We start from the raw sequence: 14,372 nt of genomic DNA, 5'->3' as shown, positions 1-14,372 counted from the left end.
GATCAGGGCGCCGGGGTCAGGCCGGGACGCGCGGGAAACGGGCCTGAAGGTCCCAGACCACCGGGTTGTCGGCCAGGTCCTCGTGCAGTTCGCACAGGTCGGCGATCAGATCGTGGAGGAAGTCCCGGGCCTCGCGCCGCAGCTCGCCGTGGGAGAAGGTGAGCGGCGGCTCGTCCCCGGGCATCCAGTCCGCCTCGACATCCACCCAGCCGAACCGCCGCTCGAAGAGCATCCGGTCCGAGGACTCGGTGAAGTCCAGTTCGGCGTGCTGCGGGCGGGACGCCCTGCTCCCCAGCGGATCCTGGTCGAGCCGCTCGGTGATATCGCACAGCGCCCAGGCGAAGTCGAGGACGGGCACCCATCCCCAGGCTGTGGACAGTTCCCGGTCCGCCTCGGTGTCGGCGAGATAGACGTCGCCGCAGAAGAGGTCGTGGCGCAGGGCCGTCACCTCCACGCGGCGGTAGTCCGTCTGCGGAGGGTCGGGGAAGCGTCGGGAGAGCGAGTAGCCGATGTCGAGCACCAGGCGATGGTGTCATGGGCCGCATGCGCTCACGGACGCGAGCCGTCGTGCTCGCCCTCCCCCTCGCCGTCCCGCTGCTCCTGACCCTCGCCGCCGCTCCCGCTCCCCGCCCGGCCGTGCCCCCGGCTCCCCGCCCGGCCGCCGCCCCGCCGCCACTGCCTGCCGCCCTGCCGCTGCCGCCGCCGGTGTCCGCGGCCGAGGCGCCCGCCGCCCCGGGGGGACCCGCCGGATCCGCAGGGCCCGCCCGGGGCGGCTCGAACTACTTCGTCTACCACCTCGAAGGCTGCCACCGGGAGCCGTACGGCGTGGTCAACAGCTACGACCGGGCCCCCGGCCTGATCGCCGGGCAGCTCGCGGCGATGGCCCGCGCGGGCCAGCAGCGGCTGCGGATCCCCGTCTTCCACCACCGCGGCCCCGACTCCGGCACCGTCATGGACTCCACCGGCGGCACGCTCTCCGCGCAGAACGCCCGCAATCTCACCGATCTGCTGCGGACCGTCCGGGACACCGGCTTCGCGGCCGTGGAGATCGCGTTCTTCCCCAAGGACGCCAACGACCCCATGCTCTGGACCGCCGTCGACGAATCCCTGTACGCCGAAAACCTGTCCGTCGTCCGGCAGGTGCGGGACATCGTCGTCCGTTCGGGTCTTCCGTACACCGTCGACCTGGTCAACGAGGGCGCCCCGCCGCCCGGGCCGGAGTACGCGGCCCTGCTCGCCTACGACCGCAGGCTCTGGGCCGACTACACCCGCGACTACGGCACCGCCGACACGGTCGGCTTCTCCCTCACGGTCTGGTCGGCCGGACGGGTCCCGCAACTGCCGCAGGTGTACGGCGACCGGCCGCCGCCGGTGCACGAGGTCCACTTCTACGGCAAGCCGGGCGACGGCGACGAGTACCGGCAGTTCATGGACACCGACGCCGCGATGGACGAGATCGGCTACCGGCAGCCGTGGATCGTCGGCGAGGTCTGGTACGACGACCCGGAGGCCGCGGCCGGGATCCGGCGGGCGATGCGGGACGCAGACCGGGAGGTGCTGTTCCTGACGCAGTGGCCGCTGAGCCGGGGCGCGCCCTGCCAGGCGGATGTGGCACCGCCGGAGTCGTTCGCGGCGTATGCGGCGGAGGGCTTCTGAAGAACCGGGGGGTTCCGGAGCCGGGGGTTTCGGGACGGAGACTCCGGGGCCGGGGTCTCCGAGCCGGAGGCGCCCGGCCGGGAGACCCCGAGGTGCGGGGGTGGGTACGGGAAGCCCGCCCCCGCTCAGCCGCACGAGCGCCGGTACTCCTGGTCCGGGAAGTGCTCGGCCCACTCCGCCCGGCCGAAGCCCGGCCCGTCCAGTGCGCAGATACGGCGGACCACGGCCGCCACGTCATGGCTCCAGAACCGGACCGTGCCCTCCGTCCCCGCCGTCACCAGCGTCCGGCCGTCCGGGCTGAACACCGCGCCGGTCACCGGGCCCCCGTGGCCCGGCAGGGCCGTCAGCACCACCGGGCGCCGGACGTCGGCCAGGCTCCACAACTGGGCGGTCCGGTCGTCGCTGGTGGTCACCAGCGTCCCGCCGTCCGGCGAGAACGCCACCTCCCGGGACGCCTCCCGGTGCCCGACGAGCACCGCGACCGGCCGGGTCACCGGCGCCGGAGACCCGGCGCCGAGCCTGGCCAGGTCCCAGAGCCGGACCCGCCGGTCGTCGTTGGTCGTCGCCAGAAACCGTCCGCCGGGCGCCAGCGCGGCCCGGTTGACCTGGTTCGGATGCGGCAGCGTGGCCCGCAGCACCGGCCGCCGCGGATCGCGCAGATCCCACACCCGCGCCTGGTAGTCGCCGCCCGCGGTGACCAGGGTCCGGTCACCGGGGCCGCCCAGCGCCACCCCGTTGATCCGGTCGCTGTGCCGGGTCAGCGACTTCAGCAGGACCGGGCGGCGCGGATCGGAGACGTCCCACACCCGGGCCCGCCGGTCCTCGCCCGCCGTCACCAGCAGCCGCCCGTCCTCGCTGAGCGCCACCGCGTACACCATGTCGCGGTGCCGGTCGATCCGGGCGAGTTCCACCGGGCGGCGCGGGTCGCGCAGATCCCAGAGGCGGGCCGTCCCGTCGTCCCCGCCGGTCGCCAGCAGTCGCCCCGACGCGTCGGTGTCCAGACCGGTGACCGCGCCGGTGTGGCCGCGCAGTACCCCCACCGGGGTTTCGCTGTCCGGCCCCCAGACGCCCGTCCGCCACAGCGGGACGGACCCGTCGCCGCCGGTCGCCGCCAGCAGCCGCCCGCCCGGCAGGGCATGGACCGCGGGCAGCCCGCCCGGCGGCCCGAGGAGCACCGGCGGCGGCAGATGCCAGAGCAGCCTGCGCCCCTCGTCGTCGCCGGTCGCCAGGATCCGTCCGCCGGGTCCGTACGCCACCGAGCGCACCGGGTTCGGCTGCGGCAGCGTCAGGGTGGCCCGGCCCGACGCGACGTCCCACAGCCGGGTCGTCTGGTCGTCCGCGGCGCTGGCGAGCTGCCGGCCGTCGCCGCGGAACGCCACGCTGTTCACCAGGCCCTGATGGCCCTTCAGCTCGCGGCCCCAGCCCGGATCCCCGGGGTCGGAGACCAGGGTGAGCCGTACCGTACGGTCGAAACTGCCGCTGGCCAGCAGTCTTCCATCGGGTGAGAAGGCGACGGTACGGACCTGGGCGCGATGTCCTTCGAGTACGGCGGCCGGGCGGGGCGCTCCGGAGCCGGGTGCCGTACGCCAGAGCTGGACCGTGCAGTCGTCGCTCGCCGAGGCGAGGACGGCACCGTCCGGCCGGTACGCGAGCGCGGTCACGGCCGCCGCGTGGGAGCGGTCCGCCCGTGCGGCCGCGCCGGTCCGGGCGCCGTCGAGCAGCCAGGTCCGTACGGACCCGTCCTTGCCGCCCGCCGCCAGCCGCCGTCCGTCCGGGCTGAACGCGAGGGCGGTCACCGGGGCTCCGGCGGGCAGGGAGACCACGAGGGCCCGCCCCGCCCGCAGATCACGGATCCGGACGGTGGCGTCGTCGCCGCCGCTGGCGAGCAGCCGTCCGTCCGGGGTGACGGCGGAACGGGTACCCGGGTGCGGCTCGCGGACCACGGCGGTCCGCAGCGGACGGGCCGGATCGCGGACGTCGGTCAGATGGACCGTGCCCTCCTCGCCCGAGCTGACGAGCAGCTCGCCGCTGCCCGGCGCCCCGGCCGGGCGATCCGTGAAGGCGAGCCGGTTGACCGACCACTGGTGGCCCCCGGCCGGGGTCGAGAACACGCTGCCGGAGGAGGCGAGCAGCGCGCCGCGGGTGGCCGGGGTGCGCACCAGCCGGTACGCGGCCAGGCTCAGCCGCATCGCCTGCGCCGGGTCGACCTGGCGCATCCGCTCCGCGTGGTCGACCGCCACCTGGGCCGCCGACACATCGCGCTCGGCGAGCGCGGCGGCCCGCTGGAACAGGGCGAACGCGGTGGCCGCGCCGGTGAGGAGGGAGAGCGCGGAGAGCGCGGAGACGAGCTGCCGGAGTCTGCGGGTCCGCCGCCGTACCGCGGCGGCCTCGGCCTCCCGGTGCGCCAGGGAGGCGTCGAGGAAGCGGCGCTCGGGGGTGGTGGGGGCGGACGAGGCGGGAGAGGGGGTGGTGGGGGCGGGCGAGGCGGGAGAGGGGGAGGCGTGGGCGGACGAGGCGCCGGGGGCGGGGGCAGGGTGCTGTCCGGGGCCTTTCGTTGTGCCGGGGCCCGGGGGCGGCACGGGGCTTTCCGCCGTGCCGGGGCCCGGATCCTGCCCGGGGTCCTGCACATGCCCGGACCCCGGATACCCCCCGGGCCCGTCCGGCAGCTCCCCGGGCCGCCGCGCGTCGTCCTCCCACCGGCGGGCGTCCAGCCAGTCCGCGGCCAGCTCCAACTGCGCGCCCCGGTAGAGGAGTGCCGGATCACGGCCCGCCTTCTCCCAGGCCTCCGCCGCCTCCACCAGCCGCTGTCGGCCGCGCAGCCCCGCCCGGTCGGCGTCGATCCACCGCCGCAGCCGCGGCCAGGCGTGCAGCAGCGCCTCATGGGTGATCTCCACCCCCTCGGCGCCCAGCGACAGCAGCCGGGCACCGGCGAAGGCCGCGAGGACTCCGTCGGCACGCTCCGGATCGGGCAGCAGGGCGCGCAGCCGCTCGTGGCCGACCCGGCGGCGGGTGTCGTGGTGCCCGCCGTCGCCGCCCGTCTCCGGCTCCCGGACCGCGTCCCCGACCTGCACCAGACAGAGCAGCAGTTGGCGGGCGGTCGCCCGGCCGGGGGCGTCGAGGTGCCCGTACACCCGCTCCGCACTGGCCGCGACGGCACCCCGGATACCGCCGGTGCGCCGGTAGGCGGCCACGGTCATCCGGTCGTCCTCGCGCTGCTGCCAGGTGGTGAGCAGGGCGTGTGCCATCAGAGGCAGGGCATGGGCGCCGCCGGGCCGGGGGCTGTCGTCGTCGACGCCCGCGTCCCGCAGGAGGACGTCCACCAGACCGGGTTCCAGGGTGAGGGAGGTGCGTTCGGCGGGCCCGGTGATGGCGGTGCGGAGTTCGGCGGGCGTCATCGGCCCCAGGGGCAGCTGGGACCGGCGGAGGGCGGTGACCAGCTCGGGGTGTTCCAGACAGCGGCCGTAGAAGTCGGCGCGGACGCCGAGTACGACGAGGGCGGGGCGGGACAGCGCGCAGAGCGCCGTGATGAAACCGCGGCGTTCGGCGGGGTCCGGGCAGAGGGTGAAGACCTCCTCGAACTGGTCGGCGACGACCAGCATCCCGGTGGGCGCGGCGGCCCGTACCGCCTCGGGGAACGTGCCGTCGAGGAGGGCGAGGAACAGGGCGTCCGGGGTGGGGCCGGGCGGGCGGCCCCGGCCGCCCGGACCGCCCGCGGCGGCACCGGCCGTGACGGCCCGGGCGACGGCGTGGGCGAGCGCCAGGAGGGGGTGGGCGGTGGGGGTGAGGACGGCGACCGGCCACTCCGCGGAGCCCGGTACGGGCAGGGCGCCCCGGGCGAGGGCGGGCAGCAGCCCGGCGTGGAGCAGCGACGACTTCCCGGCACCGGAGGGGCCGACGACCACGAGGGGCCCGTCGTCGGGGCCCGGTGCGGTTCCTGGTCCGGCGCCCGGTCCGGTGCCCGTCGCGGCCCCGGTCTCCCGTGCGATTCCGGTGGGTGTCCCGGTGCCGGTCTCCGGCCGGGTTTCCGGTGCGGGGCCGGGGACGGTCCAGCGGCCGGTGGATACCGCCCCGGCGGGCCCGCGCGCCTTCTCGGCGAGCCGGGCGACCAGTTCGGCGGTGACCGGCTCCCGGCCGAAGAACCAGTCGGCCTCCTCCGTACGGAACGCGGCGAGCCCCGGGTAGGGACAGGGCGCCGGCCCGCCCTTCCCGCCGTTCCCGGGCGCCAGCGCGATCAGCAGCCCGTCCGCCTCCAGGGCGTCGTCGCAGCAGACCGCGAAACCGTAGGTGACGGGCTTCCGTCCGTTCTCGACCTTGCTGATGTACCCGCGGCTGTAGTGCGCCCGGCGGGAGAGTTCGGCGAGGGAGAGCCCGCGCTCGGCCCGCAGACGCCGTAGCCGCGCCCCGAAAACCTCCTCTCCCGCGCGTTGTTGCCGAGGGAGACCTTGCAGGTCGGCCGGTGTTTCCCGGTTGCCTTCGGACAAGGCGACAGTCACCTCCTTCACCACCCGCGCCCCGGGCCGAAACCCTGAGTGGACGCCGCGCTCCGTGCTTCGACGCTACGGAACGGATGCGGCGGACGGGGCGGCTGCGGCCGCGCCCAACCCCAAGGAGTGACGGAGCCCTTGACGGGGGATCCGGGCCGGACGGCGGCGTACGGGAGACGCCCGGGGCCGGCGTGCGACAGGCGCCGGACGACGGCGTGCGACAGACCGCCGGGCGGCGTACGAGAGGCGCCGGACGACGGCGTACGACAGACCGCCGGACGACGGCGTACCAGAGGCGAAGGAGCGGCGCAGTGCCACCCACCACCCCGGACTTCGGTCCCGAGATCGACGAGTACGCGGCCTACGACGGGCAGCGGGAGTGCGACCCGACGGCGAAGCCGGGCGTCGCGGAGTTCAAGGACCTGGTCCTCGCCGCGTATCCCGGCACCACGAACCTGGGCATCGGCCGCGAGTGCGGCAGCGGCGGCCGGAGCGAGCACAAGGAGGGGCGGGCCTGGGACTGGGGCGTCAGCGTGCACGGCCAGGCCCATCTCGCGGACGAGCTGATCGGCTGGCTGCTCGCCACCGACCGGCACGGCAACCTGCATGCGCTGGCCCGGCGCCTGGGGATCATGTACATCGTCTGGAACCGCCGGATCTGGGAGGCGTACCGCGCCGACCGGGGGTGGACCGCCTACACCGGGCCCAACCCCCATACCGACCACGTCCACTTCAGCTTCGGCCGGGCGGGCGCGCGGCGGGAGACGACATGGTGGACCCGGCGGGGAGCGGACCGCCCGGTGCCGCGGGTCGGTTCCGGCCTGCCGACCGTCGTCGACCACGGCTCGGGCATGGTCGTCGTCGCGACCGAGCCCACCGGGGCCGTCACCCACCGCTGGCAGAACGCGCCCGGCGGACCGTGGTTCGCGTGGACCGGGCTGGGCCGTCCGGCACCGGGCGCCTACGGCAGGCCGTATGTCCTGGTCGGCCGGTACGGCAGGCTCGCGGCCTTCGTCCGCGGCGGGGACGGCGCGCTCTGGCACACCTGGCAGTCGGAATCGGGCGCCTGGGCGCCGGAGTGGGTGCCGATGGGCGGCAGGCTGGCGAGCGACCCGGCGGTGGTGCTGAGCCCGAACGGGGCGTTGTCGGTGTTCGCGCGGGATCCGGGCGGGCGGATCACTCATACCTGGCAGGGGGGTTCGGAGCAGGGGTACGTCTGGCACGGGTCGTGGGTGGACATGGAGGGCGCGGTGGTGGGGCGTCCGGTGGCGCTGGTGGGGCGGGACGGGGGGATGGTGCTGTTCGCCCGGGGTACGGACGGGGGACTGCACCACCGCCGGCAGACGGGGACCGGCGGCCCCTGGTCGGGGTGGGGTCCGCTCGGTGGCAGCCCGGCCGGTGACCCTGCGGTCCTCCTGAGCCCGAACGGGGCGTTGTCGGTGTTCGCGCGGGATCCGGGCGGGCGGATCACTCATACCTGGCAGGGGGGTTCGGAGCAGGGGTACGCCTGGCACGGGTCGTGGGTGGACATGGGCGGCGCGGTGGTGGGGCGTCCGGTGGCGCTGGTGGGGCGGGACGGGGGGATGGTGCTGTTCGCCCGGGGTACGGACGGGGCGCTGCACCACCGCTGGCAGATCGGGACGGGCGGCCCCTGGTCGGGCTGGGTGTCGCTCGGCGGCCGGCTGAGCGCCGATCCGTCGGTGGTGCTGAGCCCGGGCGGCGACCTGTCGGTGTTCGGACGCGATCCGGAGGGCCGGGCCACCCACACCTGGCAGACGGGCCCGCGGTACGGCCACGCCTGGCATCCGTCGTGGGTGGACATGGGCGGCGCCCTGGCCCAGGACCCGGACCCGGGCCTCGGGGCGGGCACGGCGGGGCGCCTGCGGGCGGCGTGACGGGGAGCCGGTCCCGGGGGCGGGGTCCGCTCCGGAGCCGTATCCGGAACCCCGCCCGGTAGTTCGCCGCGGCTGCTACGCCCCGGGTCCGCCCGCCGCAGGGGAGCGGGCGGGCCCGGAGCCGGCCGGGCGCCGGGGCCGGGCGGCGCGGGCGCCCGCGCGCAGCAACCGGACGTACGGACTCCATCGCGCGGGCCGCTCGACGGCGCCCGTGCCCGCCCGTTCGGCACGGTCGAGCGCGTCCTCGATGAGAGCGTCGTGGAGGGGGCGGAAGAAGAACGGCCAGGAGATCCGGGCCACCCCCTGCGGGACGAGAAGCAGGGTGTGGCGCAGCAGCGTCGTACCGCCGTCCGCCGGAAGGACGGCCAGTTCGTGGTGGCCGTCGAAACCGCGCGGGCCGGTGAAACGGAACCGCACCAGCCGCCCCGGTTCATGGACGACCACCGTGTACCGGACCGGGCCGTGTCCACCCGCGGCACCGACGGTGAGGGGGCGACTGTCCGGGCCGCCCTCCGGACCGCTGTCCGCGGCGGACTCCGGGCCGGTCACCGAGTCGGTCTCCGGGTCGGTCTCCGGGGCGGGTTCGGGGTCGGTCTCCGGGGCGGTGCTTTCCACCTTGGTGGAGGCTCCGCCCTTCAGCCGCATCCGTGGCCAGTCCGCGACGGGCCAGAGCGGATCGTCGTCCGACGCGAGCCGGTCCAGCAGTGCGCCGATCCGCTCGGGCGCCGCCGCGATACGGCGTTCGTGGACGTTCCGTACGGCCATCGGTCCCGCCCCTCTCCGGGGCCCGGCCGGACCGGGCCCGCTCCGGTGCAGGCTACGCCGCCGGTCGTGCCGTGCCGTGCCATGCCATGGCATGCCATAAGAACTCCGGCACCCCGGACGGGAATCCGGGCCTTCCGGTTGTGCGCCCGGAGGACGAGAAACCGGGGCCTTGTCATCGCCGGGAACGATGCGTCGAATCGGTCTCCAGGTGCCTTCAGTCGTAGCCCCCCACGCGGTTACCGTTCAGTACATCGCGCGATGACCACTCCCCGCGCCGCCGTCCGCCGGGACGTACGCCCGCGGCCGGTACCCGAGCCGGGGAACTCGTACGCACTCGTACGTCACCTTGCGAAAGGCACACCAGTGACCACAGCACGACCGGCCCGCCCGCGCCGAACCGCGCGCCGGGCCGCCACCGTCGCCGTGACCGCCGCGACCGTCACCGCGCTCGCGGCAACCCTCACCGCCTGCACGGATTCGGACGCCACCGCGGAAGGGCGTTCGGGATCCGCCGCCGCCTCCGCTCCCGCTTCCAATCCCGCCTCCGCCTCCGCTTCCACTACCGCCTCCGCGCCCGGGGCCGGCGCGGTGCGCCCCGCGCCCGGCAGCGGCAAGCTGCTCAAGGCGGTCGACCTGCCGGTCGCGGCCCGGCCGCACGGCGGCCCCGGGAAGGTCGTCGAGTACACCTCCACCGGCGCGAACGGCGGCAAGGTCACCGTCTCCGGGCTGCTCTTCGCCCCGGCCGGGAAGCCCCCGAAGGGCGGCTGGCCGATGATCTCCCTCGCCCATGGCACCGTGGGCAACGCGGACCGGTGCGCCCCCAGCCGCGAACCGGTGAACTACCTCGACGATATGGGGGTACGGGGGTGGCTCGACCGGGGAGTCGCCATCGTGGCCACCGACTTCGAGGGCCTCGGCACGCCCGGCCCGCACCCCTATCTCCATGCCCGCAGCGCCGCCTACGGGGCCGTCGACATCGTGCACGCCGCCCGGCAGGCGAAGCTCGGCCTCTCCCGGACCTGGGTGGTGATGGGGCAGTCCCAGGGTGGTCACGCCGCGATCAGTACGGCGGTCTACGCCACCCGCTACGCCCCCGGACTGGACTTCCGCGGTGCCGTGGCCACCGCGCCGCCGACGACGATGTCCCGTCTGGTGTCCGACCGTTCGGACTCCCCGTCGGATGAGCGGGTCGCCCGGACCGCCCTCTACCCCCTGGTCATGGACGGGGTGCTGGCGATCGACCCGAAGCTGGACTTCACCCACCTCTACTCGGACCGGGCGCGGCAGCTGATCCCGACCGCCCGTACCGGTTGCGGTGAGGATCTCTACGTACAGGTCAAGCAGTTGGGTCTGACCGACCGCACGATGTGGAAGAAGCGCCCCGAGACCGAACCGGCGCTGCTGAAGGCCCTCCGCGACCATGTGGACATCCCGGTAGCCGCGTTGGACCGTCCGCTCTTCATCGGCCAGGGCGCCAAGGACGACATCGTGCAGGCGCATGTCGTCTCGGCCTATGCGAAGCAGCTGATACGGAAGCCGGGGGCGGAGGTGACCTACCGGGAGTACCCGGACGCGGACCATATGACGATCGTCGGCCGGGCGGAGGCGGACACCACGGCCTGGATAGTCCGGCAGCTCGGGCTGAAGAAGTCCTGATTCCCGAACAGCGCCGAGCGGTGCCGAGCAGTCCCTGAACAGTTCTTGAACAGTGCTGAGCGGTGCTGAAGCAGCCCTGAGGCCATCCGAGCCGGATGGCCTCAGGCTCCGGTTCACCGGCACCCGTCACTTCACGGCGCCCGTGGACCGGATACCGGGGTACACCCGGGAGAGGCGGGTGCCCGGCCGGCTGTTCAGACGGCGGCCGTGCCCCGCGGCTCGCGCCACATCGCCCACAGCTTCGGCCCGCCGCCCGGCAGTTCGATCTCATGGCGGACGGCGAAGCCGAAGTGCTCGTAGACCGGGAGGTTCTCCGGCTTCGAGGACTCCAGATACGCGGGCAGGCCCGCCGCGTCGGCCTTCGCGAGGCCCGAGCGCATCAGCGCGCCGCCCTGGCCCGTGCCCTGGGCGGCCGGGTCGGCACCGATCAGCGCCAGATACCAGTGCGGCTCCGCGGGGGTGAGCGCGGAGACCGCGCCGACCGCCTCGCCGAACGCCTCGGCGCGGTCGCCCAGCAGCTCCTGGAGCCGGCCGATGGTCTCGCCGTCCGGCACGGCCTTGTCCTTGGCCTCCGGCGGCACCCAGAAGGCGGCCGCGTCGGCGGTCCGCTCGCAGACCGCGTGGGCCGCGTACTGCCGGGTGAAGATGGTGCTGAAGTAGCTGCCGAGCGTCTCGGTGCGGGAGGCGTCGTCGGGGAAGAACCAGCGGATCATCGGATCGGTGTCGAAGGCGCGGGCCAGCGAACCACTGATCGCGGCTGCGTCGTCGGCGGTGGCCGGCTGCGGTATGTGCTTGATAGCCATGATCGCATTCTGCATTCGACGATTTCCGCAGTTCGGACCGGGTTCCGATAAGGCCGGGTGCCCTCAAGAACCCCTGGGGCGGCGGTGGATGGCGGCCTCACACGGGCCCGGTCCGCCCCGGTCTGCCCCGCGCGGCCCGGCACGACCCCGGTCTGCCCCGGGCGGCCGGTCCAGGGCGAGGAGACGCCCGTCACATCCGGCAGATGTCACAGCGCGGCGTACGGCAGCCGTCCTATGGGCACAACGCCGATCCCATGACGGAGGAACAGCAATGAACGCTCGCGTGGACATGGCCGACAGCCCGGTCGCCCGGCAGCTGCGAAAGGCTTTCGGCGGGGTCGACAAGGCGGTCGCGGCCTCGGGAGTGCCGCGCACGGTACAGGAGTTGATGCTGATCCGGGCCAGCCAGATCAACGGCTGCGGATTCTGCGTCGACATGCACACCAAGGACGCGGCCGAGGAGGGGGAGACGGTCCAGCGCCTCCACCTGGTCGCGGTGTGGCGGGAGGCGACGGTCTTCACGGACGCCGAGCGCGCCGCCCTGGAGCTGACCGAGCAGGGCACCCGGATCGCCGACGCCGCGGGCGGCGTCCCGGACGAGGTCTGGGCGAACGCCGCCAAGTACTACGACGAGGAGCAGCTCATCGGCCTGGTCGCCCTGATCGCGATCATCAATGCCGCGAACCGCACCATGGTGATCACCCAGCAGCCCGCGGGCGGCTATGTACCGGGCCAGTTCGGCTGACCCAGGCCCGGGCCGGTTCGGCTGACCCAGGGCCGGGCCGGTTCGGCTGACCGGCGCGGGCCCGGGGCGGTCGGCGCCCCGGCGGGCTACGGCAGCAGCCGGCGTTCCTTCGCCACCGCCACCGCGCCCGCCCGGGTGTCGACGCCCAGCTTGGCGTAGATCCGGCCCAGATGGGTTTTCACCGTCGCCTCGCTGATGAACAGCGCGCGGGCGATGTCCCGGTTGCCCAGGCCCCGGGCCAACTGGCCCAGGATGTCGGTCTCCCGGTCCGTGAGGGCCGGGCGGCCCGTGCCGCGCAGATGGTCCATGACCCGGGTGGCGACCGGCGCGGAGAGTGCCGTACGGCCCTGGGCGGCCGAGTGGATCGCGGTGAACAGCTCCTCCGGGCGCTCCGCCTTCAGCAGATAGCCCGTCGCGCCCGCCTCGATGGCGCGGGTGATGTCGGCGTCCGTGTCGTACGTCGTCAGCACCAGGACGTGCACCTCGGGCGAGGCGATCCGCCGGGTCGCCTCGACCCCGTCGATACCGGGCCCGAGCTGGAGGTCCATCAGGACGACGTCCGGCAGCAGCTTCGCCGCCATCGCGACGGCCTCCTCGCCGCTGCCCGCCTCCCCGACGACCTCGATGTCCGGGGTGCTGCCGAGGAGGGCCAGCAGTCCGGCGCGGACCACGGCGTGGTCGTCGCAGAGCAGGATCCGTACGGGGGTCACTTCCGCTCCAGGGAGGGGTCGGGGGAATGGTCCGCGGGACCGGCCGGGGGACGGGCCCCGCCGCGGTCCTCGTTCTGGTCTCCGCAGTGTTCTCCGGAGTGTTCTCCGCCGTCGTCTTCGCTGCGGTTCACGGGCGGGCCCACCGGCCGGTCCAGGGGGATCGCGGCCGAGACGACCGTGCCCTCGCCGGGCGTGGACTCGACGGTCAGTACGCCACCGAGCCCGCCGACCCGTGCGCGCATCGCGGCGATGCCGTGGCCGCGCATTCCGGGCGCCGTGCCGCTGGAACCGCCGCCCCGCACCGGCTCTGCCGGGCCCGCGGCCGCGGGCAGGTCACCCGCGGCCACCCCCGCAGCGGGCAGCTCACCCGCCGGGAAGCCGCGGCCGTCGTCCGCGACGTCCAGCAGGACCTGGTCGCCGAGATGGGTCAGGGTGATCGTGGCGAGGGATGCGGCCGCGTGCTCGCGGACGTTCGCCAGCGCGCCCTGGGCGATCCGCAGCAGCGCCGACTGGACCCGGACCGGCAGCGGGGCGTCCGGCGCCCCGTCGACCAGCACCCGCACCCGCAGCGCCCCGTCGGACTCGCGCCCGGCCAGCGCCCGCAGGGCCTGTGCGAGCCCGCCGCCCGCCGCCAGGTCCGCCGGGGCCAGGTCGTGGACGAAGCGGCGGGCCTCGGCGAGGCTCCGCTCGGCGATGGACTCGGCGGTACGGACATGGCCGCGCGCGGTCCCCGGATCGCTGTCCCAGGTCCGCTCCGCCGCCTGGAGCAGCATCTGCTGGCTGGACAGGCCCTGGGCGAGGGTGTCGTGGATCTCCATGGAGAGCCGCTGGCGCTCCGCGAGGGTGCCCTCCCGCCGCTCGGTCGCGGCCAGCTCGCGCCGGGTCCTGATCAGATCGTCGACCAGGGCGCGCAGCCGGTCCGCCTGGCGGCGCATATGGAGGAACACCCCGGTCGCCAGCGCCGCCACGGTCGGCGGCAGCAGGAACAGGTTGGGGTCGAGTCCGGTCCGCAGCTGCCACTCGGCGTAGACGACCAGGGCGCTCAGTACGGCGACGAGCGCGAGCGCGGCCCGCTCGGGCAGGGACCGCAGCGCGGTGTAGATCAGCGGTACGGCGCACCAGGCGAAGCTGGGCGCGAGCAGGACGACCACCACCCAGCAGCCGACGGTCAGCCCGAACCGCAGCAGCTCGGCCCGGCGCGGCGGGACCCGGCCGAGCAGGGGGGTGAGCCGGGGGCCGGCGAGCTGGAGGACGGCGAGCGCGGCGCTGAGTCCGATCACCCAGGGCAGCCGGGGGCTGTCGGAGTGGTTGAGCACATAGCGGAGCAGCGCACCGCCGAGAAGGGTGAGGAAGGCGATGTTCATCAGGGCGTCGAGCCACCGGTCGTCCCACCGCGCGCCCCGCTCGGCCCCGGCCCTGCTCCCGGCCGCCGGGTCGCCCGGGGCTGTCGTACCGGCCCTGCTCCCTGCCGTCGGCTCACCCCCCTGCCCGGCCGCACCGGTGGCCGCGGGCCCGCCCGCGCCCCCCTGCGGGGAGCCCGAGGGGGCGTCCGGCCGGGCCGGGTCCCCGGCGGCGTTGCGCTCCATGCTGATCGGCGTTCCTTCGTACGTGCCGGGGTGAACCGGTCTCTTTCCCCGCATCTTCCCCGCATCGTGACC

The 14,372-nt window shown here is 75.1% G+C and carries 10 protein-coding genes; 4 read left to right on the top strand and 6 right to left on the bottom strand.

Annotation, left to right across the window (positions count from 1 at the left end; translation table 11 throughout):
* Positions 1 to 16: 16 nt before the first annotated feature.
* On the bottom strand, positions 17 to 520 hold the full coding sequence (locus ACWDR0_RS06405) for a hypothetical protein (protein ID WP_456350486.1): 504 nt from the start codon (positions 518 to 520) through the stop codon (positions 17 to 19).
* Between the two features lie 23 nt (positions 521 to 543).
* Between ACWDR0_RS06405 and ACWDR0_RS06400 the strand changes: the two genes are divergently transcribed.
* Complete coding sequence (locus tag ACWDR0_RS06400; protein ID WP_456350485.1) at positions 544 to 1,656, top strand: hypothetical protein; 1,113 nt, start codon at positions 544 to 546, stop codon at positions 1,654 to 1,656.
* 125 nt (positions 1,657 to 1,781) lie between these two features.
* Here ACWDR0_RS06400 and ACWDR0_RS06395 read toward each other — a convergent pair whose 3' ends face one another.
* Positions 1,782 to 6,137 (bottom strand): nSTAND1 domain-containing NTPase, encoded by a 4,356-nt coding sequence (locus ACWDR0_RS06395; protein WP_456350484.1) that lies wholly within the window; start codon positions 6,135 to 6,137, stop codon positions 1,782 to 1,784.
* 314 nt (positions 6,138 to 6,451) lie between these two features.
* Here ACWDR0_RS06395 and ACWDR0_RS06390 point away from each other — a divergent pair, with 314 nt between their 5' ends.
* Complete coding sequence (locus tag ACWDR0_RS06390) at positions 6,452 to 8,035, top strand: hypothetical protein (RefSeq protein ID WP_456350483.1); 1,584 nt, start codon at positions 6,452 to 6,454, stop codon at positions 8,033 to 8,035.
* A gap of 75 nt (positions 8,036 to 8,110) precedes the next feature.
* Here the strand turns inward: ACWDR0_RS06390 and ACWDR0_RS06385 are convergent, their stop codons facing one another.
* Positions 8,111 to 8,800, bottom strand: a complete 690-nt coding sequence (locus ACWDR0_RS06385; protein ID WP_456350482.1) for an SRPBCC family protein — start codon at positions 8,798 to 8,800, stop codon at positions 8,111 to 8,113.
* A 363-nt stretch (positions 8,801 to 9,163) separates the two neighbouring features.
* On the opposite strand from ACWDR0_RS06385, the gene ACWDR0_RS06380 reads away from it, so the two are divergent.
* Entirely contained in the window at positions 9,164 to 10,456 is a 1,293-nt protein-coding gene (locus ACWDR0_RS06380) for an alpha/beta hydrolase family protein (protein ID WP_456350481.1), read from the top strand.
* A gap of 194 nt (positions 10,457 to 10,650) precedes the next feature.
* Here the strand turns inward: ACWDR0_RS06380 and ACWDR0_RS06375 are convergent, their stop codons facing one another.
* Positions 10,651 to 11,259 carry a GNAT family N-acetyltransferase gene (locus ACWDR0_RS06375; protein ID WP_456350480.1) on the bottom strand — a complete coding sequence of 203 codons (609 nt, stop codon included), beginning with the start codon at positions 11,257 to 11,259 and terminating at the stop codon, positions 10,651 to 10,653.
* A gap of 271 nt (positions 11,260 to 11,530) precedes the next feature.
* Here ACWDR0_RS06375 and ACWDR0_RS06370 point away from each other — a divergent pair, with 271 nt between their 5' ends.
* A complete protein-coding gene (locus ACWDR0_RS06370; RefSeq protein WP_456350479.1) occupies positions 11,531 to 12,004 on the top strand; it encodes a carboxymuconolactone decarboxylase family protein in 474 nt (157 codons plus the stop codon).
* A gap of 86 nt (positions 12,005 to 12,090) precedes the next feature.
* Here the strand turns inward: ACWDR0_RS06370 and ACWDR0_RS06365 are convergent, their stop codons facing one another.
* Both ACWDR0_RS06365 and ACWDR0_RS06360 read right to left on the bottom strand, forming a co-directional pair.
* Positions 12,091 to 12,714, bottom strand: a complete 624-nt coding sequence (locus ACWDR0_RS06365) for a response regulator (protein ID WP_456350478.1) — start codon at positions 12,712 to 12,714, stop codon at positions 12,091 to 12,093.
* Positions 12,711 to 14,300: a sensor histidine kinase gene (locus ACWDR0_RS06360; protein WP_456350477.1), complete on the bottom strand. Its 1,590-nt coding sequence runs from the start codon at positions 14,298 to 14,300 to the stop codon at positions 12,711 to 12,713. The genes ACWDR0_RS06365 and ACWDR0_RS06360 overlap by 4 nt, the downstream gene beginning before the upstream one ends.
* Positions 14,301 to 14,372: the final 72 nt, after the last annotated feature.

It is taken from the genome of Streptomyces sp. NPDC003691 (genome assembly GCF_053981115.1).
This window is presented reverse-complemented; position numbering and strand designations above follow the sequence as displayed.